The following is a 20,177-nucleotide window of genomic DNA, read 5'->3' as shown; positions in this document are numbered from 1 at the left end:
GTCTGTAGGAGCGAGCTTGCTCGCGAAAAACTCACAGGCACCGCGTTCATTCAGAAAGCACGCGTTATCGTTGACGTTTTTCGCGAGCAAGCTCGCTCCTACAAAAGTCCTAACTGACTGGCATCAGGGCAAGCCCCCTCCCACCTATTTGACCGAGGTGATCTTAGAAGATGTAGTCGGTGCTGATGAAGCTCGAGTCACGGTTGCGCAGGATATCGCCGAGCAGCGCCTTGTTGCTCTCCTGGAACTTGGTCGCCACCAGGGTGCGGATCGAGAACACGCGCAGCGCGTCATGTACCGACAACGTACCCTCGGCCGAGTTCTTGCGCCCGTTGAAGGGGAAGGTGTCCGGCCCGCGCTGGCACTGGGCGTTGATATTGATCCGGCCAACCTGGTTGGCGAAGGTATCCACCAGCCGTCCGATCTCCACGGCGTTGGTGCCGAACAGGCTCAATTGCTGGCCGAAGTCCGAGTCCAGTACGTAGTCGATCACCGTCTCCAGATCACGGTAGGGCACGATCGGCACCACGGGGCCGAATTGTTCTTCGTGGTACACGCGCATCTGCGGGTTCACCGGGTACAGCACGGCCGGGTAGAAGAATGACCCACGGCTCGCACCGCCGTCGGCGTTCACCACCCGGGCGCCGTGCTGCGCGGCATCGGCCACCAGGTCGTTGAGGTAATCCACCTTGCCCACTTCCGGCAGCGGGGTCAGCGCCACGCCGTCATCCCAGGGCATGCCGGGTTTGAGCGTCGCCAGCCTGGCGTTGAATTTTTCGATAAAACGGTCGACCACATCCTCATGCACAAACAGGATCTTCAAGGCCGTGCAACGCTGGCCGTTGAACGACAGCGAGCCGGTGAGCGCTTCGCTGACCGCATTGTCGAGATCGACCTCGGGCAGCACGATGCCCGGGTTTTTCGCATCCAGGCCCAATGCGGCGCGCAGCCGGTGGGGTTTCGGGTGCAGTTTTTTCAGGGCGCTGGCGGCCTTGTTGGTGCCGATGAACGCAAAGATGTCGATCTTGCCGCTGGCCATCAGCGCGCTCACGGTTTCGCGGCCACTGCCATAGATCACGTTGATCACCCCGGCCGGGAAGCTGTCGCGGAACGCCTCCAGCAACGGGCGGATCAACAGCACGCCGAGCTTGGCCGGCTTGAACACCACGGTGTTGCCCATGATCAGCGCCGGGATCAGCGTGGTGAACGTCTCGTTCAGCGGGTAGTTGTAAGGCCCCATGCACAGCGCCACGCCCAGGGGTACGCGGCGGATTTGCCCAAGGGTGTCCTGCTCCAGCTCAAAGCGACTGCTGCGGCGGTCGAGTTCCTTGAGGGCATTGATGGTGTCGGTGATGTAGTCGCAGGTGCGGTCGAACTCTTTCTGTGAGTCCTTGAGGTTCTTGCCGATCTCCCACATCAGCAGCTTGACCACCGCGTCGCGCTGTTCGCGCATGCGCCGCAGGAAGGCTTCCACATGCCGGATGCGGTCGGCCACGCGCAGGGTCGGCCACTCACCCTGGCCCCGGTCATAGGCGCGCACGGCGGCGTCGAGGGCGGTGAGGGCGGTCTCGGCGTCCAGCAGCGGCGTGCTGCCGATGTGCACGCGTTCGTCACCCAGTTGCACAGGGCTTTGCACGCGGGCCAGCGGGCCGTTCCACACCCGCAACTGGCCATCGACCAGGTAATCACGTTGTTCAATCGGCGCCGCCAGGCGAAATTGTTCGGGAATCTCTGCGGTGGAGGCAGGAAACAGCTGCGTGAGCAGGTTGCTGGTGGTCATGTCGCTACCCCTGGAATAGTTGCAAATCTTGACTAGAGAGTCACCCATACGAGGGCTCTGTGGCAAGGCTTGCGCGCTTTCCCCTGCGCATGGCGGGTGCTTCGGGATAAACTGCGCGGCTTTCTTGAAGGAGTTCACATGAGTCACTACCAGCCGGGCATTCTTGCCACACCGGTGCCGTTGCAGGCACGCCATCTGTTTTTTGCCCTCGAGTCCCGGGATGCCTTGCCGGCTGCGCTGGACGCGCTGGTGCAGTTGACGGATTCAGCGGCGGTGGTCGGCTTCGGTAAACCCCTGGTAGACGCGCTGGGCGCAGGCATCGAAGGGTTGCGCAGCTTCCCGGCCATCAGCGGCCCGGGCGCGCACAACCCGTCCACCCAGCAGGCTGTGTGGGTGTGGTTGCATGGCGTGGACCGGGGTGAATTGCTGTTGCGCAGCCGCGCGTTCGAAAAAGCCCTGGCGCCGGCGTTGCGTCTGGTACAGATGACCGAAGGCTTTCGCTACAAGACCGGTTTCGACTTGACCGACTACGAAGACGGCACCGAGAACCCTCACGATGACGCGGCCGTCGAAGCGGCCTTCACCCACAGCGGCGCCAGCTTCGCCGCCCTCCAGCAGTGGCAGCACGACCTCGACGGTTTCGCCGCGCTACCGGCCCAGGAGCGCGACCACATCATCGGCCGTCGCCATGGCGACAATGAAGAACTCGACGACGCCCCCGATTCCGCCCACACCAAGCGCACCGCCCAGGAAAGCTTCACCCCGCAGGCGTTCGTGGTGCGTCGTTCGATGCCATGGGCCGAGAACGGCCAGGCGGGGCTGATGTTTCTCGCGTTCGGGCATTCCTTCGACGCATTCGAAGCGCAACTGCGCCGCATGAGTGGGCTGGAAGACGGGATTGTCGATGGTTTGTATCGCATCAGCACACCCTTGACCGGTGGCTACTATTGGTGCCCGCCCTTGCAGGAAGGGTGTCTGGACCTCAGTGCGATCACACCGGCAACGCCGTTCTGAAGGTGTGCGAACCCTGGAACTGACCTGAGGACGCTGGCCACTTAACAGCGACCTCGGCACACTTCCAGGAGCACTCAATCATGATGGTCTCACGCATTTCCGTGAACGTTTCACCGGCGCGTCCGAATCCGAAGGATTACTCATCGATGTCGGACTCGGACCTGGCCAAGGCATTTGGCGATAACTTCCAGGCGTTCAAGCACCCGACGACCCCGAACGCAACCACGGATAAAATCCGTGAAGTGGCGGGACGTTCGCTGACCGGCGACGCGCAGAAAGATAATGAAACCCAACTGGCCCGCGAGCTGCTCAAACGTGACAACGTCATGAAGGCGCTGGATTCAGTGGATGACAACGGCAAGCGCGACGGCGTGATCGGCCCCTGGAATCCGAAGATGGCGGCTGATCAGTTAGCCTGTCGTTGCCGCCCGAACCCGCCCATTACCACGCTGCAAATCACTTATTGAGCCGGGCCGGGCCAGCCCTTGGCAACATGAAAAGATTGACAGGCAAGCCAACGAACGCTGAAAAAAATCCGCACTGGCCGTACTCTAGGCACCCTTGCCACCTGTGCGGATTGTTCATGTCTCCTGTTGCCGATGGGCTGCCCCTCGATAAACGCTTGCCGGCCGTGATTGCCCTTTCCCTGGGCATCGGCATGGCGACGCTGGACACTGCCATCGTCAATACCGCCTTGCCGACACTGGCCCAGGGCATCGGTACTGACTCGGCCTCGGTGATCTGGGTGGTCAACGCCTATCAGTTGGCGATTATCGCAACCGTGCTGCCGTTTGCTTCGTTGAGCGATGTGCTGGGGCATCGCCGCGTATACCTCGGCGGGTTGCTGCTGTTCATTGTCTCGTCGTTATTGTGCGGGCTTGCCGATTCGCTGCTGACCCTCACCGCCGCGCGGGTGGCTCAGGGCCTGGGGGCGGCCGCGCTGATGAGCGTCAACACCGCGTTGCTCAGGCATATCTACCCCGCGAAAATGCTCGGGCGTGGCCTGGGCTATAACTCGCTGGTGGTGGGGTTGGCGTTCACTCTCGGGCCCACCGCCGCGTCGGCGATTCTCTCAGTGGCCAGTTGGCATTGGCTGTACCTGATAAATGTGCCACTCGGGCTGCTGGCCCTCGGCCTGGGCCTGCGCTCGTTACCGACGCTGCCGATCACCGGGCACGCGTTTGATCGGTTGGCGGCGCTGTTATGTGCCGGCTTGTTCGCCTTGCTGGTCCTGGGTCTGGGCGCCGCCGTGCATGGCGCACAGGGCGCGCTGACCCTGGGCCTGATCGCGCTGGCGCTGGTGTTCGGCGCTTTACTGCTGCGCCGCGAGACCGGGCATCCGGCGCCGATGCTGGCAATCGACCTGTTCAAGCGCCCGCTGTTTGCGTTGTCATCGTTGACCGCGATCTGTGCCTTCAGTGCCCAGGGCCTGGCGTTTGTCGCCTTGCCGTTCCTGTTGCAGTCGGCGCTGGGCCACAGCCAGGTGCAGACCGGCTTTCTGATGACGCCGTGGCCTGCCGTGGTGGCGGTCATGGCCCTGGTCGCGGGACGCCTGGCTGACCGCGTGTCACTGGGTTTGCTGTGCGGTATTGGCTTGTTGATGCTCAGTGTCGGCATGGCCGCGCTGGCGACCTTGAGCAATGATGCCTCGGCCTTCGATATCGGCTGGCGCATGGCCTTGTGTGGCGCCGGCTTCGGCTTTTTCCAGTCGCCCAATCTCAAGGCGCTGATGACCAGTGCACCCCTGGCCCGCAGCGGCGGGGCCAGTGGCATTGTGGCGATCTCGCGGTTGCTGGGCCAGACACTGGGCGCCTCGCTGGTCGCCCTGTGTTTTCATCTGTTCGTGGACAGTGGCCCAGCCTGCGCACTGTGGCTGGGTTGCGGGTTTGCGCTGATCGGTGCTGTGGCCAGTGGCCTGCGTTTATTGCCCTATAAACGAACGGCTTAGCGCTTGTGGCTGGCGCACACGCACTGCTCAGCGGTTTTTAAGGCTCTCCAGCCAAGCCGGATCGAGGCGGGTTTGTTCGGTATCGATCCCCAGCGCCTGCATCCTGGCTTTGTGCGCCTGGACCTCATCCACCAGTTGCGCCTGGGCGCTGGAGTTGGCATCCAGGGCATGCATCTGTGTCAGCGCCAAGTGGTAGAAGCGCAACACGTTGATAGCGTCCGGGTCATCGGCCTGCACCCGTTCGCTGACCTTGTGCATCACATTGGTCACGCTCATCAGGCTGCGCTTGAGCTGCCAGCCGTATACCGCCGGTGCCAGCCAGGCCTGGCGCCAGAAGGGGCCGCGCACCAGAGCGACGGTGATCAACACCCCGGCAAACACTCCACCGACGTTGAAGCGCACGTTATCACCCCCCGGTTCACCGAACAGCATCACCGCCAGGCTCGACAACAACATGGCCACGGCCAGGAATACCACGGCGACGATCAGCGTGCTGCGGCGGGTTTGTTGTCGATAGAGGGCGGGGTCACAGGGTTTGAGTTCGAACATTCGGGTCAGGTCTCCAGCACGGGAGCGCATCTTCTCATGCTTCACGCAATCAAGTTGAACGATGGCCAACGGTGTTTCCTCTAAATTCTGAAGTCACCATGAGGTAAGCCATCATGTCCGAATACAAGCAACCGCCGCCTGGCACGCCCAATCCTGAGCGCACCCCCGGTGAAGAGGAGCGCGATAACGATGCGCTGCGCCCCAACGACCCGGCCGAGCGCCAGGACAACGAAGACGTGGAGCAGGTCGAGCACGACCTGGAAAACCTCCACGACAAAGCCCGCCCGCTGTAAGCAAGGAGGTCTGTATGAGCAATCCCCCGAACGGCCCGCGCTCTGACGAACACGCCACCGGCAAGGATGAGCTGGGATTCGATCCCGACTCGCCGGATGTGGCTGACCCGCAGGTCGATCCCATTGGCCCGGCCATCGCGCCGCTGGACAAGCAAAAACAAGCGGAAAAAAAGCCGCCCTACGATCCGTTGGGCGACTTGAAGAAGTAAACCAGGCCCCGCAATGTGCGGGGCTTTGTTTATTTTGGAGGGTTCCAGCTCACATCGGTGATGCCGTATTTTTCCGCCCAGGGCCGAGTGGTCTTTTTCACCTGCTCATGCCCCACGCGGCCGATGCGGCTGACGTGCGCAATGTCGGCGTCGACGGCCGCCCAGTGCCAGGCTTCGGTGCTGTTCATCACCTCGGCGCGCACTACAAAAGACTTGGGTTTACCGTGCAGCTGGTAGTTGATGGTGTAGATTTTTGCGGTACTCATGTTGCCTCCCTGTCTTGTTATAGATGGATAGGCCGCCGCGCGTAAAGGTTCATTCAAAATGACAATTCGCACGGGCGCGCGGCGTAGTGACGCATCCAGTCCGCATCAATGGCCAAGAGTCTTGAGCTAGAGCCTTCGCTGAACCGTTTTTTCTCCATGTTGGTGCATATTCGTTCGAACTTTTTGCAAATGCGAAGGTTCGAACTGATTCCTGAATACTTTGCCCACTCAAAAAATGGAGATGTAAACGATGTCCAAACTATTCGGAAACTTCCTCAAGAACACCTCGTGGCTGGCCCTGGTGGCAGCACCAGGCGTGGTGTTCGCGGCACCGTCGACCGACCCGATTTCCACCTTCGGGATCCTCGGCAGCTATAACGACTTCAAGCTCGAAGGCGGTAGCGAAAGCGACAAGGACCACATGCCCGAGGCGGGCCTGTTCTACAACTTCGGCAATAAGCTCACTGCCGAATCCGGCTTCATCTACCAGGCCGGTATCGAAGCCAAGTACGGCGAAAAGAGCGACAACAAGCTCAAGGAAGGCCAGGCCGACCTCGACCTCGGCTGGCGCGCCGCGCTGGATGCGCGCAATTTCGTCGACGTGATTGTCGGCGGTGGCTACACCTGGACGCGTTACGAGCCGGACACCAATGGCTACGACCTGAAGCTCACCAACAAGTCGCCGTTCGCCAAGGCTGCCCTGGGTTACAACCACCAGTTCGATGACATGACCCTGCGCGTTGAAGCCGGCGCCCGTCATACCATTGATGGCCGCGCCAAACTCAAGGTGGACGGCGTCGGCAGCGACAGCGTGGACCTCAAGGACCGCACCAACCCTTACGCCGAAGTCAGCCTGCTGATGAACCAGAAGGGTAACCTGCCGGTGATGGCGGGCCTTTACTACACCCGCACCGAATACAAGCTCGATGATGATTCCTATGTAGCCGACAATACCAAGCTCAAGCGTGATGAGTATGGTTTGAAGGTCGGTATCGCGTTCTGACGTTATTGCACTATAAAAAACGCCCCGAACATTCGGGGCGTTTTTTTTGCAGCTGTTTCAGGTCAGCCCAGTTGATCGTTCCCCCGCTCCGCGTGGGAAAGCATCCCGTGACGCTCCGCGCCCCCCTTGCGCAAGTGCCGGATCTTGCGCTTAAAGCAGGACGCGGAGCGTCCCGGGTGGCATTCCCACGCAGAGCGTGGGAACGATCATGTGAGCCTGTTTGCAGGTCAGCCCAGTGCCGCCAGTTGCGCCACGGTTTCGGGAAAACGCGCCACCAGTCGTATCAACGTGACAGCCTGTGCATTGGGCTTGGCCCGGCCTTGTTCCCAGTTCTCCAGGGTGCGGGTGTTGGTACGCAGGTACATGGCGAATACCGACCGCGAGAGGTTGAGTTGCTGGCGCACTGCAACCACTTCTTCGGCGGTGAGGGGGTCGAGCTTGTTGAGCTGCGCCTTATGAGTACGCAGGGTGATCTTGCCCTGGCGTTCTTCGGCCAGCGCATCGAAGCCTTCGACCAGTTCGGAAAAAATTTCACGTTTCATTGTGTGTTCTCGCTTTGATTTCCCTGTCCAGCATGTATTTAAGGGCTTTCTTGTGTTGTGGTGTCAGGTCGCTCTGTTCGTGCTTGCCGTACAAGGTGAATAACCAGAATTGCGTGCCGCCTGACCACCAGTAGTAAATGACCCGCAGGCCACCGCGTTTACCTTTGTTTCGTCGCTCATCGACGAAGCGAACCTTGCGTAACCCTCCCGTTCCCTCGATCACATCTCCTGCTTCCGGGTTTTTCATCAACTCCTGTTGAAAACCGTGGAAAAGCTCGTCACTCAGATAGTCCTTGCGATGCCGCTCGAAGGCCGGCAGTTCGATAAATAGAGCATCCATGTTCTGTACGTAGCCTGCGTATAGTTTGGTGGCCCACTCGCCTTGGGTCAAGTGCCCTTGCTGTGGGAACTTTCTTAAAACGCAAACACCATAGAACCCTTTCCAGCAGGGGAGATGCCAGAGGAAGAGGTATAGCAAGAAGGAAAAGTCAGCGAGCAGGGAAGGAGGAAAAACACGCCTTGGAAATGCAAAACGGCGCCTAAAGGCGCCGTTCTTTTTACTGCATCAACCTAAGCAATCAAACCCCCAGCACCGCATGCTGCACCAAGGTGAGCAACGGTTGCGGGTACACGCCCAGGAAGAACGCGAGCAGGGCGATGGCCAGCAGCATCACGCCACCTGCCTTCTGTTCCCAATGCAGCTCGGCGTCCACACGGCGCAGGTTCGGCTCGATCAGGTACAGGGTGACCATCACGCGCAGGTAATAGAACACGCCGATGGCGGAGCCCAGCACCAAGGACGCAACCAGCCACCATTCATGCGCTTGAACACCGGTCGCCACGATGTAGAACTTGCCGATAAAGCCGGCCGTCAGCGGGATACCCGCCAGCGACAGCATCATCACGGTCAGCACGGCGGTCAGGTACGGACGGCGCCAGAACAGGCCGCGGTATTCGTACAGGGCGTCGGCGTCACGGCCTTTGTACGGCGAGGACATCAGCGTGATTACACCGAATGCGCCGAGGCTGGTGATCACGTAGGTGACCAGGTACACGCCGATGGCTTCCACGGCCAGGCCTTTGCTCGCCACCAGGGCGATCAGCAGGTAGCCGAAGTGGGCGATGGACGAATAACCCAGCAGACGCTTGAGGTTGTTCTGGGTCAGCGCCAGCAGGTTGCCGAACAGGATCGACGCAATGGCGATCACGGTCAGCACGTTGCTCAGCACGCCGGTGTTGGCCGCAGGCGAGATCTGGAACAGACGCACCATCACTGCAAACACGGCAACCTTGGACGCCGTGGCCAGGAACGCGGCCACCGGCGCCGGGGCGCCTTCGTACACGTCCGGGGTCCACAGGTGGAAGGGCACCAGCGACAGCTTGAACGCCAGGCCGATCAGCATCATCGCCAGGCCCAGTTGGGCAATCGGCGCCGGGCTATTGGTGGCGGCCAGGGCGTGGCCGATACCGGTGAAGCTCAGGCTGCCGGCTTCGGCGTAGAGCAGGGCCATGCCGAACAACAGGAACGCGGAACCGGCGGCCGACAGCACCATGTATTTAATGCCGGCTTCCAGGGAGCGCTTGCTGAAGAAGGCATACGCCACCAGGCCGTAGGTCGGGATCGACAGCAGTTCCAGGCCGATGAACAGGCCGGCCAGGTGCTGTGCGCTGACCAGCACGATGCCACCGGCCGCGGCCAGCAGGATCAGCAGGTACAGCTCTTCCTTGTTGCCCGGGTAGCCGGCGGCGCCTTCGCCGAGGTAGGCATGGGCGAGCGTGACACAGGCCAGGGTCGCCACCAGGATCAGGGCGATGTACAGCAGGGCGAAGTCATCGACCATCATCAATGGCGTGACCGCCAGTGGCGCGACCTTGAGGGCCGGGATGATCGACAGCAGGGCCAGGTTCAAACCGGCACAGGACAGCAGGAACGTTTGCGAATGATTGCGGCGCCAGGCGATCGCCAGCATCACCACCACAATGGTGAGGCTGGTGATCAGCAGCGGCGCAAGCGCGATAAAGTGTTGGATCGTGAATTCCATAGCGCTCTTACCGGGCCGAAGCGAGTTGAGAGAAGGCGGTGCCGAACCACTGCTGCACGCCATGCATCGTGGCGGCGGACGTGTCCAGGAACGGCTGCGGGTATACGCCGATGTAGATCAGCAGCACCGCAAGGCCGAGCACCATGATCAGTTCGCGCGCATCCATTCCTTGCAGGACGGTGTCGGACTTGGCCGGGCCGAAGTAGGCGCGGTGGATCATGATCAGCGAGTAGACCGAACCGAACACCAGGCCGGAGGTGGCAATGGCACTGATCCACGGCGTCTGCACGAAGGCCCCCATCAGGATCAGGAACTCGCCGATGAAGTTACCGGTACCCGGCAGGCCCAGGGACGCAGCGGCGAAGAACAGGCTGATGGCCGGCAGGTAAGCGATGCGCGACCACACGCCACCCATCTCACGCATGTCACGGGTGTGCAGACGCTCGTACAGCTGACCACTCAGGATAAAGAGTGCAGCGGCCGACACACCGTGGGCCAACATCTGGATTACCGCGCCTTGCAACGCCAGCTGGCTGCCGGAGTAGATGCCGATCAGTACGAAACCCATGTGGGAAACGGACGAGAAGGCGATCAGACGCTTGATGTCGGTTTGCGCGAAGGCCAGGAACGCGCCGTAGAAGATCCCGATCAGACCCAGGGTCATGGCAATCGGCGCAAATTCGGCCGAGGCATTCGGGAACAGCGGCAGGGCGAAGCGCAGCAGGCCGTAGGCGGCGGTCTTCAACAGGATACCGGCGAGGTCCACGGAACCGGCGGTCGGCGCCTGGGCGTGGGCGTCAGGCAACCAGGAGTGGAACGGCACCACCGGCAGCTTCACCGCGAACGCGATGAAGAAGCCCAGCATCAGCACGTACTCGGTGGTCAGCGACATCTTGGTCTTCAACAGGTCGGCGTAGTTGAACGTGATCACGCCGGTGCTGTTGAAGTTGACCAGGACCAGGCCCAGGATCGCCACCAACATGATCAGGCCGGAGGCCTGGGTGAAGATGAAGAACTTGGTCGCCGCGTAGATCCGGGTTTTCTTGCCGTCCGAAGAACTGTGACCCCAGAGCGCGATGAGGAAGTACATCGGCACCAGCATCATTTCCCAGAAGAAGAAGAACATGAACAGGTCCAGCGCCAGGAACACGCCGACAACGCCGCCCAGGATCCACATCAGGTTCAGGTGGAAGAAGCCTACGTGACGCTGAATCTCTTTCCACGAGCAGAGTACCGAGAGGATACCCAGCAGGCCGGTCAGCAGGATCATCAACAGCGACAGGCCGTCCAGCGCCAGGTGCACGTTGATGCCGAAGCGCTGGATCCACACGTGCTTGAATTCAAGCGCGAAGGTGGGATCGACACCCGGTGCCGGAGCGAATGAATAGTCGCCGTGTGCCCACAGCCAGAGGCCGAGCGCGAGTTCCAGGGACATGGTCAGCAACGCGATCCAGCGGGGGAGGGTGGCGCCGAAGCGTTCACCCATCCAGCAGAGCAGGCCGCCGATAAAGGGGATCAGGATTAGCCAGGGCAGAATCATGACAGGCTCGTTTCCTTTCGCAAGTTTGCAAAGTTCGCAAAGTTCATAGTCATACCGCCACCACCACGATGGCGCCGATCACCAGCACGGCACCGGCCGCCATGGACGCTGCATACCAACGCAATTGGCCGGTCTCGCTGCGGCTCAGGGCGGTGTGACCGGCCTTGGCGGCGCGCGGGATCAGACCGATGGTCTGGTCGAGCGGGTCTTTGCGCAGCACGTGGCTGATCGCAAGGTAAGGCTTGACGAACAGTTTGTCGTAGATCCAGTCGAAGCCCCAGGCGGCGAACCACCAGGCCGAGAGGAAGCGGCCAATGCCACTGTTGGCCACGGCGGTTACCAGGCGACGCTTGCCGAGGAACAGCAGGGCTGCGAGCAGGATACCGGCGATGGCGATGGCGCCCGAGGCGATCTCCAGGCTGTGCTTGTCGGCGCCGCCGGCATGGCCGACGCTTTGCGGCAGTACACCGGCCAATGGCGGGGTGATCAGCGCGCCGATGAACGTCGACAGGATGATCAGCACCGACAACGGCAACCAGTGCGAGATGCCATGGCCTGCGTGGGCTTCGGTCTTGGCTTCACCGTGGAAGGTGATGAAGATCAGGCGGAAGGTGTACAGCGAGGTCATGAACGCGCCCACCAGGCCTGCGTACAGCAGGTTATGGTTACCGCTGGCAAACGCTTCCCAGAGGATTTCGTCCTTGGAGTAGAAGCCTGCGGTCACCAGCGGCAGGGCGGCCAGGGCGGCACCACCGACGATGAAGCTGGCGTAGGCCAGTGGCAGTTTCTTCCACAGGCCACCCATCTTGAAGATGTTCTGCTCGTGATGGCAGGCAACGATCACCGCACCGGAAGCAAGGAACAGCAGGGCCTTGAAGAAGGCGTGGGTCATCAGGTGGAAGATCGCCGCGTCCCAGGCGCCGACGCCCAGGGCCAGGAACATGTAGCCGATCTGGCTCATGGTCGAGTAGGCGAGGATACGCTTGATGTCGGTTTGGACCAGCGCGGCAAAGCCGGCCAGTACCAGGGTCACGCCGCCGACGATGCCGACCAGGTGCAGGATGTCCGGCGCCAGGGTGAACAGGCCGTGGGTACGGGCAATCAGGTAGACACCGGCGGTGACCATGGTCGCGGCGTGGATCAGTGCCGACACCGGGGTAGGACCGGCCATCGCATCCGCCAGCCAGGTCTGCAGTGGCAGTTGCGCGGATTTACCCACGGCACCGCCCAGCAGCATCAGGGTCGCCAGGGTGATCCAGAAATCGCCGACCTGGAATTTCTGCGGTGCCAGCACCAGCAGTTCCTGGATGTTCAGCGTGCCCACCTGTTGGAACAGGATGAACAGGCCGATGGCCATGAACACGTCGCCGATCCGCGTGACGATAAACGCCTTGAGTGCGGCGTTACCGTTGTTGCGGTTGCTGTAGTAGAAACCGATCAACAGGTACGAGCACAGGCCCACGCCTTCCCAGCCGAAGTACAGGAACAACAGGTTATCGCCCAGCACCAGGAACAGCATGCTGGCGATAAACAGGTTGGTGTACGAGAAGAAGCGCGAGTAGCCCGCTTCACCGCGCATGTACCAGGACGCGAACAGGTGGATCAGGAAGCCCACGCCCACCACCACGCCGAGCATGGTGATCGACAGGCCGTCGACATAGAGGGCGAAGTTGGGCTTGAAGCCCTCCACCGACATCCACTGCCACAGCACCAGGGTGTAGTGACCGCCTTCGGGCGGCGCTACGTTGAATTGCCAGATGACGTAGGCGGCAACGATGGCCGACAAGCCAATCGAGCCTACGCCGATCAGGGCCGAGAGGTTCTCCGACCAGCGTCCGCGAGAGAACGACAGCAGCAGGAAACCGATCAGGGGAAATACGAAAGTCAGAAAGATCATGTTCATCCGCGCATCTCACTGGCAGCGTCGATATCAAGCGTGTGGAAGCGACGATACAGTTGCAGCAGGATCGCCAGGCCGATACTGGCCTCGGCGGCTGCCAGGCTGATCACCAGGATGAACATGACTTGTCCATCCGGCTGGCCCCAACGTGCGCCTGCCACGATGAACGCCAGTGCCGCAGCGTTCATCATGATTTCCAGGCTCATCAACACGAACAAAATGTTACGGCGAACCATCAGGCCGACCAGGCCAAGGCAGAACAGGATGCCGGCGACCGCCAGACCATGCTCCAAAGGGATAGCAGGCATCGTCATTGCTCCTTGGCTTCGTTGCGGCCCAAGTGGAAGGCCGTGATGGCTGCGGCAAGCAGCAGCATCGAAGCCAGTTCGACCACCAGCAGGTACGGGCCGAACAGGCTGACGCCCACGGCTTTCGCGTCCACGGTGGTGTGGCCGATGGCCTGGCCGCTCTGGTGAGCGAACAGCACATACAGCAGTTCACCCAGCAGCAGGGCTGCGAGGACAACCGGGCCGAGCCAGATGCCGGGCTTGAGCCAGACGCGTTCCTGGGCGACCGAAGCCGGCCCCAGGTTGAGCATCATCACCACAAACACGAACAGCACCATGATGGCGCCGGCATAGGCGATCACTTCCAGCACACCGGCGAACGGTGCGCCGAGTGCGAAAAAGGTCATGGCCACGGCGATCAGCGAAATGATCAGGTAGAGCAGGGCGTGCACGGGGTTGGTGTTGGTGATCACGCGAAGCGTGGACACCACTGCGATACCCGATGCGAAATAGAAAGCGAATTCCATCTTTCTTCCTTAAGGCAGCAAGCTCTTCACGTTGATCGGCTCGGCTTCGTTTTGTGCGGCGCCTTTTGGCTTACCGGCAACGGCCATACCTGCAACACGATAGAAGTTGTAATCAGGGTTTTTACCGGGACCAGAGATCAGCAGATCTTCTTTCTCGTACACCAGGTCCTGACGTTTGAACTCGGCCATCTCGAAATCCGGTGTGAGCTGGATTGCGGTGGTCGGGCAAGCTTCCTCGCACAGGCCGCAGAAAATGCAGCGCGAGAAGTTGATGCGGAAGAAGTCCGGGTACCAGCGACCGTCTTCGGTTTCAGCTTTCTGCAGGGAGATGCAACCTACCGGGCAGGCCACGGCGCACAGGTTGCAGGCTACGCAACGCTCTTCGCCATCGGGGTCGCGGGTCAATACGATGCGTCCGCGATAGCGCGGCGGCAGGTACACCGCCTCTTCCGGGTATTGCAGGGTGTCGCGTTTGCGAAAGCCGTGACCGAACACCATCACCAGGCTTCGCAACTGGGTACCGGTACCCTTAACGATGTCGCCAATATATTTGAACATGGGTCAAATCCTCACTGAACCGCGGCAGCCGGCGTGTTCAACAACACGACGGCAGCCGTCACCAGCAAATTGATCAGGGTCAGCGGCAGGCAGAATCTCCAGCTGAAATCCATCACCTGGTCATAGCGCGGGCGCGGAATCGAGGCGCGCAGCAGGATGAACAGCATGATGAAGAACGCGGTCTTCAGGAAGAACCAGAAGAAGGCCAACTGCGGCAGGATGCCGAACGGGCCGTGCCAGCCGCCGAAGAACAGCGTGACCAGCAGGGCCGAGATCAAGATGATGCCGATGTACTCACCGACGAAGAACATGCCCCACTTCATGCCGGCATATTCAATGTGGTAACCGTCGGCCAGTTCCTGTTCCGCTTCCGGCTGGTCGAAGGGGTGACGGTGAGTCACGGCCACGCCCGCGATGAAGAAGGTACAGAAGCCAAAGAACTGCGGAATGATGAACCACAGGTTCTGCGCCTGGTACTCGACGATGTCGCGCATGTTGAACGAGCCAACCTGCACCACGATGCCCATCAGTGCCAACCCCATGAACACTTCATAGGAGACGGTTTGCGCCGAGGCACGCAGGCTGCCGAGCAGGGCGAACTTGTTGTTACTTGCCCAGCCGGCGAACAGCACCGCATACACCGACAAACCGGCCATGGCGAAGAAGAACAGCAGGCCAATGTTCAGGTCCGCCACGCCCCAGGTCGGGGTGATCGGGATGATCGCGAAGGCGATCAGCAAGGCGCTCATGGCCACGACCGGCGCCAGGGTGAAGATCACCTTGTCGGCGAACGGCGGGGTCCAGTCTTCCTTGAAGAACATTTTCAGCATGTCGGCGGCGATCTGGAACATGCCGAACGGGCCAACGCGGTTCGGACCGTAACGGTCCTGCCACCAGCCCAGCAGGCGACGTTCGACGAAGCTGAGCAGGGCGCCCGCGACGACCACGGCCAACAGGATCACGATGGCCTTGACCACCGAGATGATCACGTCGATCACTTCAGGAGTGAACCAAGTCATTGCGCTGCCTCCTGCAGACCGTCAACGGTGTGGCCAAAGATCGCTGGAGGAATCCCGGCGAGGCCTTTTGGCAGTGCAACCAGGCCGGCGCCCAGCTCGTCGTTGATGCGCAGCGGCAGACGCAGGGTCTGGCCGGCCACGCTCAGGCTGAGCAGGGCACCGTCGTTGACGCCCAGGCGGTCGGCTTCGGACTTGGCCAGCGACACGTAGGCTGCGGGGATACGTTCTTGAACCGGCGCGGCCTTGGAAGAGGTCTCTTCGCTGCCGAACAGGTGGAAGAATGGCACGACCTGCCAGGTGCCCGGCGCCGGGTTGAACGGACGCGGTACCGCAGCGAACCAGTTCAGCGAATCGCCGCTGCTTTCGATCAGGCGGGTGCCCGGGTCGCCCGCGCGGATGTGACCACCGACTTCGTCCTGGAACTTGTTCCAGGCCTGCGGCGAGTTCCAACCCGGAGACCAGGCAAACGGCACCTGCTGACGCGGTTCGGCCGAACCCGAGTAACCTTCCATGGAGAAGGCGAACGCGGTGTCGATGTCTTGCGGCGTACGGGGTTCATGCACGCTGATGTCAGCACGCATGGCGGTGCGCCCGGAGTAGCGCAGCGGTTCACGCGCCAGTTTCAGGCCCTTGATGCGGAACGAAGCGGACGGTGCGGCATCGACAATCCGCGCAAGTTGCGGTGTGCTTGCAGCGGTCGCGGCGGTGACGTGGTCGAGTTGGGTCCAGTCGATCGGCTGGTTCAGCAGGGTCGCGCGCAGGGCATGCAGCCAGCGCCAACCTTCATGAACCAGGATGCTGGCGTCCATGTACTTCGGATCGAACACCTGGAAGAAACGCTGGGCGCGGCCTTCCTGGCTGACCAGGGTGCCGTCGCCTTCGGCGAAGGTCGCCGCCGGCAATACCAGGTGGGCACGCTCGCTGGTGGCGGTCTTCTGGTGGTCGGCAACGATCAGCACCTGGGCGGCGTTGAGTGCAGCGTCAACCTTGGCCGCAGCGGTGCGGGTATACAGGTCGTTTTCCAGCACGACGATGGCGTCGGCATTGCCGTCGATCACCGCTTGCAGCGCGGCATCCACGGACTCGCCGCCGAGCATGGCCAGGCCGAGGCTGTTGGCTTCCGGCACGACCAGGCTGATGGAGCCGTTCTTGTCGCGCAGTTTCAGGGCCTTGGCGATGTTGGCGGCGGCTTCGATCAGCGCCTTGGAACCCAACGAGGTACCGGCAATGATCAAGGGGCGCTTGGCCGCCAGCAGGGCGTCGGCAATACGCTGAGCCAACTCGACAGCTTCAGCGTCCAGGCCTTCAACGGCCGGCGCGCTGGCGTCGAGGGCATGGGCCACGGCGAAACCGAGGCGGGCCAGGTCGTCCGGTGCGGCGTGGACGCATTCTTCGGCGATATCGTCGAGCTTGGTTTCAGCCAGGGATGCGATAAACAGCGGGTTCAGCGCGTGCTGGCCGATGTTTTTCACCGCCGCGTCAAGCCACGGTTGTACGCGCATGGCGTCGGCCATCTCTTCGGCCTTGCCTTTGACCGATTGGCGCAGAGACAGGGCAATGCGCGCGGCGGTCTGGGTCAGGTCTTCACCGAGCACGAAGATCGCATCGTGGTCTTCGATGTCGCGCATGTTCGGTACCGGCAGCGGGCTGTCGTTCAGCACTTGCAGGACCAGGCGGATGCGCTCCAGTTCACCGGCTTCGATACCGCTGTAGAAGTGCTCGGCACCGACCAGTTCGCGCAACGCGAAGTTGCTTTCGAGGCTGGCGCGGGGTGAACCGATACCGACGATATTACGCCCGCGCAACAGGTCGGCGGCTTTATCCAGCGCCGCGTCCAGGCTCAGCTTGGCGCCATCGGCCAGCAGCGGCTGGCGTGGGCGGTCTTCGCGGTTGACGTAGCCATAGCCGAAACGGCCACGGTCGCACAGGAAGTACTGGTTGACTGAACCGTTGAAGCGGTTTTCGATACGACGCAATTCGCCGTAGCGCTCGCCCGGGGAGATGTTGCAACCGCTGGAGCAGCCGTGGCAGATGCTCGGGGCGAACTGCATGTCCCACTTGCGGTTGTAGCGCTCGGAGTGAGTCTTGTCGGTGAACACACCGGTCGGGCAGACCTCGGTGAGGTTGCCGGAGAACTCGCTTTCAAGCACGCCGTCTTCAACGCGACCGAAGTACACGTTGTCGTGGGCGCCGAATACGCCGAGGTCAGTGCCGCCGGCGTAGTCTTTATAGAAGCGCACGCAGCGATAGCAGGCGATGCAGCGGTTCATTTCGTGGGAAATGAATGGGCCGAGGTCCTGGTTCTGGTGGGTACGCTTGGTGAAGCGATAGCGGCGCTCGTTGTGGCCGGTCATCACCGTCATGTCTTGCAGGTGGCAATGACCGCCTTCCTCACAGACCGGGCAGTCGTGGGGGTGGTTGGTCATCAGCCATTCGACCACGCTGGCGCGGAACGCCTTGGATTCTTCATCGTCGATGGAGATCCAGGTGTTGTCGGTGGCTGGGGTCATGCAGGACATGACGATACGACCACGGGTGTCGTTCTCGTCGGTGTATTGCTTGACCGCACACTGGCGACAGGCACCGACGCTACCAAGCGCGGGGTGCCAGCAGAAATACGGGATGTCGAGGCCGAGTGACAGACATGCCTGTAACAGGTTGTCCGCCCCATCGACTTCGAGCGCTTTGCCGTCTACGTGGATAGTGGCCATGGTTCAAAGTTCTTCGTTGGCCCGTTGTCAGCGGGCGTGGCTAATGGAATCTTGTTATTCATGTGCATCAACACAGCCATCAAGGCGTCCGCACATGAGAAAAGCGAAGGGCACGGGCCCTTCGCTTCTTTAAGCTCTACGCACCGACCATGGTCGGTGATACCACCTGAGTGAGTTCACCCGCGCGGGTTGGCGCGATGCCGGCCTCGAATTCAGGGCGGAAGTATTTGATTGCGCTGCCCAATGGCTCCACTGCGCCCGGTGCGTGAGCACAGAAGGTCTTGCCTGGGCCGAGGAAACCGACCAGCCCGAGCAGGGTTTCGATATCACCCTCGCGGCCTTCGCCGTTTTCCAGGGCCATCAGCAGCTTGACGCTCCACGGCAGACCGTCGCGGCAAGGGGTGCAGAAGCCGCAGGATTCACGGGCAAAGAACTGCTCCATGTTGCGCAGCAGCGAGACCATGTTCACCGTGTTGTCCACCGCCATCGCCAGGCCGGTGCCCATCCGGGTGCCCACCTTGCCGATGCCGCCGGCATACATCTGTGCGTCGAGGTGCTCGGGCAGCAGGAAACCGGTGCCGGCGCCGCCTGGCTGCCAGGCTTTCAAGGTGTAGCCGTCGCGCATGCCGCCGGCGTAGTCCTCGAACAGCTCGCGCGCGGTCACGCCGAATGGCAGTTCCCACAGGCCCGGGTTCTTGACCTTGCCGGAGAAGCCCATGAGCTTGGTGCCCATGTCTTCACTGCCTTCACGGGCCAACGATTTGTACCAGTCCACGCCGTCGGCGATGATCGCCGGCACGTTGCACAGGGTCTCGACGTTGTTCACGCAGGTCGGCTTGCCCCACACGCCCACGGCGGCAGGGAAGGGCGGCTTGGAACGCGGGTTGGCGCGGCGGCCTTCGAGGGAGTTGATCAGTGCGGTTTCTTCACCGCAGATATAACGCCCGGCGCCGGTGTGCACGAACAGCTCAAAGTCGAAACCCGAGCCCAGGATGTTCTTGCCCAGCAGGCCCGCCGCCTTGGCTTCGGCCACGGCACGGTTGAGGTGCTTGGCGGCGGTGGTGTACTCGCCGCGCAGGAAGATATAACCCCGATAGGTTTTCAGCGCGCGGGCGCTGATCAGCATGCCTTCGATCAGCAGATGGGGCAGTTGCTCCATCAGCATGCGGTCTTTCCAGGTGTTGGGCTCCATTTCATCCGCGTTGCACAACAGGTAGCGGATGTTGATGGATTCGTCCTTGGGCATCAGGCCCCACTTAACACCCGTGGGGAAGCCTGCACCGCCGCGGCCTTTAAGGCCGGCGTCTTTCACTGTCTGGACGATATCGTCCTGGGCCATGTCGGCGAAGGCCTTGCGCGCGGCGGCGTAGCCGTTCTTGGCCTGGTATTCGTCAAGCCATACCGGCTCACCGTCATCACGCAGGCGCCAGGTCAGCGGGTGGGTCTCGGCCGAACGCTTGATCAGGTTGGCCGGGCCGAAGGAAGTCAGGGTCATGGGTAGCCCTCGAGCAATTGGGTCACGCCAGCAGGCTGTACGTCACCGAATGTGTCGTCGTCGATCATCAACGCCGGCGCCTTGTCGCAGTTGCCCAGGCAGCACACCGGCAGCAGCGTGAAGCGGCCGTCGGCGGTGGTCTGGCCGAGGCCGATGCCCAGTTTGGCCTGGATCTCGCTGACCACGGACTCGTGGCCACCGATGTAGCAAACCATGCTGTCGCACACGCGAATGATGTGGCGGCCCACCGGCTGGCGGAAGATCTGGCTGTAGAACGTGGCCACGCCTTCAACGTCGCTGGCGGGAATGCCGAGGATCTCGCCGATGGCGTAGAGTGCGCCGTCCGGCACCCAGCCACGTTCCTTCTGGACGATCTTCAAGGCTTCGATCGACGCCGCGCGCGGGTCTTCGTAGTGATGCAGCTCGTGCTCGATGGCCGAGCGCTCGGTTTCACTCAGGGTGAAACGGTCTGTCTGGATAAGCGTGCTGTTCAT

21 protein-coding genes are annotated in these 20,177 nt (G+C 61.6%); 6 read left to right on the top strand and 15 right to left on the bottom strand.

The genetic code is table 11. The features are described 5' to 3' along the window. Positions 1-163: 163 nt before the first annotated feature. Entirely contained in the window at positions 164-1,780 is a 1,617-nt protein-coding gene (locus J1G34_RS05950; protein WP_065894926.1) for an NADP-dependent glyceraldehyde-3-phosphate dehydrogenase, read from the bottom strand. Positions 1,781-1,918: 138 nt separating this feature from the next. Between J1G34_RS05950 and J1G34_RS05945 the strand changes: the two genes are divergently transcribed. The 3 genes from J1G34_RS05945 to J1G34_RS05935 all read left to right on the top strand — a co-directional run bounded on the left by J1G34_RS05945 (position 1,919) and on the right by J1G34_RS05935 (position 4,742). Then, on the top strand, positions 1,919-2,794 hold the full coding sequence (locus J1G34_RS05945; protein WP_065897542.1) for a Dyp-type peroxidase: 876 nt from the start codon (positions 1,919-1,921) through the stop codon (positions 2,792-2,794). An 80-nt stretch (positions 2,795-2,874) separates the two neighbouring features. Continuing rightward, positions 2,875-3,261, top strand: a complete 387-nt coding sequence (locus J1G34_RS05940; protein ID WP_130138241.1) for a hypothetical protein — start codon at positions 2,875-2,877, stop codon at positions 3,259-3,261. Positions 3,262-3,377: 116 nt separating this feature from the next. Continuing rightward, positions 3,378-4,742 (top strand): MFS transporter, encoded by a 1,365-nt coding sequence (locus J1G34_RS05935; protein ID WP_065894929.1) that lies wholly within the window; start codon positions 3,378-3,380, stop codon positions 4,740-4,742. Between the two features lie 27 nt (positions 4,743-4,769). Here J1G34_RS05935 and J1G34_RS05930 read toward each other — a convergent pair whose 3' ends face one another. Next, entirely contained in the window at positions 4,770-5,291 is a 522-nt protein-coding gene (locus tag J1G34_RS05930) for a DUF3087 family protein (RefSeq protein WP_065936052.1), read from the bottom strand. 113 nt (positions 5,292-5,404) lie between these two features. Here J1G34_RS05930 and J1G34_RS05925 point away from each other — a divergent pair, with 113 nt between their 5' ends. Both J1G34_RS05925 and J1G34_RS05920 read left to right on the top strand, forming a co-directional pair. Next, positions 5,405-5,584: a hypothetical protein gene (locus tag J1G34_RS05925; protein ID WP_065894931.1), complete on the top strand. Its 180-nt coding sequence runs from the start codon at positions 5,405-5,407 to the stop codon at positions 5,582-5,584. A gap of 14 nt (positions 5,585-5,598) precedes the next feature. Next, positions 5,599-5,793 (top strand): DUF6021 family protein, encoded by a 195-nt coding sequence (locus tag J1G34_RS05920; RefSeq protein WP_065884943.1) that lies wholly within the window; start codon positions 5,599-5,601, stop codon positions 5,791-5,793. 29 nt (positions 5,794-5,822) lie between these two features. Here J1G34_RS05920 and J1G34_RS05915 read toward each other — a convergent pair whose 3' ends face one another. Next, positions 5,823-6,059, bottom strand: coding sequence for a DUF6555 family protein (locus tag J1G34_RS05915; protein ID WP_065884944.1), 237 nt, complete (start codon positions 6,057-6,059; stop codon positions 5,823-5,825). Positions 6,060-6,309: 250 nt separating this feature from the next. Here J1G34_RS05915 and J1G34_RS05910 point away from each other — a divergent pair, with 250 nt between their 5' ends. After that, positions 6,310-7,062, top strand: coding sequence for an outer membrane beta-barrel protein (locus J1G34_RS05910; protein WP_065894933.1), 753 nt, complete (start codon positions 6,310-6,312; stop codon positions 7,060-7,062). A 227-nt stretch (positions 7,063-7,289) separates the two neighbouring features. Here the strand turns inward: J1G34_RS05910 and J1G34_RS05905 are convergent, their stop codons facing one another. The 12 genes from J1G34_RS05905 to nuoE form a co-directional block, all read right to left on the bottom strand. Continuing rightward, positions 7,290-7,604, bottom strand: a complete 315-nt coding sequence (locus J1G34_RS05905) for a helix-turn-helix domain-containing protein (protein ID WP_065884946.1) — start codon at positions 7,602-7,604, stop codon at positions 7,290-7,292. Beyond that, a complete protein-coding gene (locus J1G34_RS05900; protein WP_065894987.1) occupies positions 7,594-7,944 on the bottom strand; it encodes a type II toxin-antitoxin system RelE/ParE family toxin in 351 nt (116 codons plus the stop codon). The genes J1G34_RS05905 and J1G34_RS05900 overlap by 11 nt, the downstream gene beginning before the upstream one ends. 238 nt (positions 7,945-8,182) lie before the next feature. Further along, on the bottom strand, positions 8,183-9,646 hold the full coding sequence (gene nuoN / locus J1G34_RS05895) for an NADH-quinone oxidoreductase subunit NuoN (RefSeq protein ID WP_065936050.1): 1,464 nt from the start codon (positions 9,644-9,646) through the stop codon (positions 8,183-8,185). A 7-nt stretch (positions 9,647-9,653) separates the two neighbouring features. After that, a complete protein-coding gene (gene nuoM, locus J1G34_RS05890) occupies positions 9,654-11,186 on the bottom strand; it encodes an NADH-quinone oxidoreductase subunit M (RefSeq protein ID WP_065884948.1) in 1,533 nt (510 codons plus the stop codon). Positions 11,187-11,235: 49 nt separating this feature from the next. Next, on the bottom strand, positions 11,236-13,089 hold the full coding sequence (nuoL, locus tag J1G34_RS05885; RefSeq protein ID WP_065894935.1) for an NADH-quinone oxidoreductase subunit L: 1,854 nt from the start codon (positions 13,087-13,089) through the stop codon (positions 11,236-11,238). Further along, a complete protein-coding gene (gene nuoK, locus J1G34_RS05880) occupies positions 13,086-13,394 on the bottom strand; it encodes an NADH-quinone oxidoreductase subunit NuoK (protein ID WP_003174727.1) in 309 nt (102 codons plus the stop codon). Before nuoK ends, nuoL begins: the two co-directional genes overlap by 4 nt. A gap of 2 nt (positions 13,395-13,396) precedes the next feature. Then, positions 13,397-13,900, bottom strand: a complete 504-nt coding sequence (nuoJ, locus tag J1G34_RS05875; protein WP_065884950.1) for an NADH-quinone oxidoreductase subunit J — start codon at positions 13,898-13,900, stop codon at positions 13,397-13,399. 9 nt (positions 13,901-13,909) lie between these two features. After that, positions 13,910-14,458, bottom strand: coding sequence for an NADH-quinone oxidoreductase subunit NuoI (gene nuoI / locus J1G34_RS05870; RefSeq protein WP_003174725.1), 549 nt, complete (start codon positions 14,456-14,458; stop codon positions 13,910-13,912). A gap of 11 nt (positions 14,459-14,469) precedes the next feature. Then, positions 14,470-15,477: an NADH-quinone oxidoreductase subunit NuoH gene (gene nuoH / locus J1G34_RS05865; RefSeq protein WP_003192116.1), complete on the bottom strand. Its 1,008-nt coding sequence runs from the start codon at positions 15,475-15,477 to the stop codon at positions 14,470-14,472. Beyond that, complete coding sequence (gene nuoG, locus J1G34_RS05860; RefSeq protein ID WP_065897548.1) at positions 15,474-18,188, bottom strand: NADH-quinone oxidoreductase subunit NuoG; 2,715 nt, start codon at positions 18,186-18,188, stop codon at positions 15,474-15,476. The genes nuoH and nuoG overlap by 4 nt, the downstream gene beginning before the upstream one ends. Before the next feature lie 136 nt (positions 18,189-18,324). Further along, complete coding sequence (gene nuoF / locus J1G34_RS05855; RefSeq protein WP_057024316.1) at positions 18,325-19,683, bottom strand: NADH-quinone oxidoreductase subunit NuoF; 1,359 nt, start codon at positions 19,681-19,683, stop codon at positions 18,325-18,327. Then, positions 19,680-20,177: an NADH-quinone oxidoreductase subunit NuoE gene (nuoE, locus tag J1G34_RS05850; protein WP_003232080.1), complete on the bottom strand. Its 498-nt coding sequence runs from the start codon at positions 20,175-20,177 to the stop codon at positions 19,680-19,682. The genes nuoF and nuoE overlap by 4 nt, the downstream gene beginning before the upstream one ends.

Source organism: Pseudomonas sp. Wu6, from assembly GCF_019891515.1.
Lineage (GTDB): Bacteria > Pseudomonadota > Gammaproteobacteria > Pseudomonadales > Pseudomonadaceae > Aquipseudomonas > Aquipseudomonas orientalis_A.
Note: the sequence above shows the minus strand (reverse complement) of the source record. Positions and strands in the feature narration are given on the sequence as shown.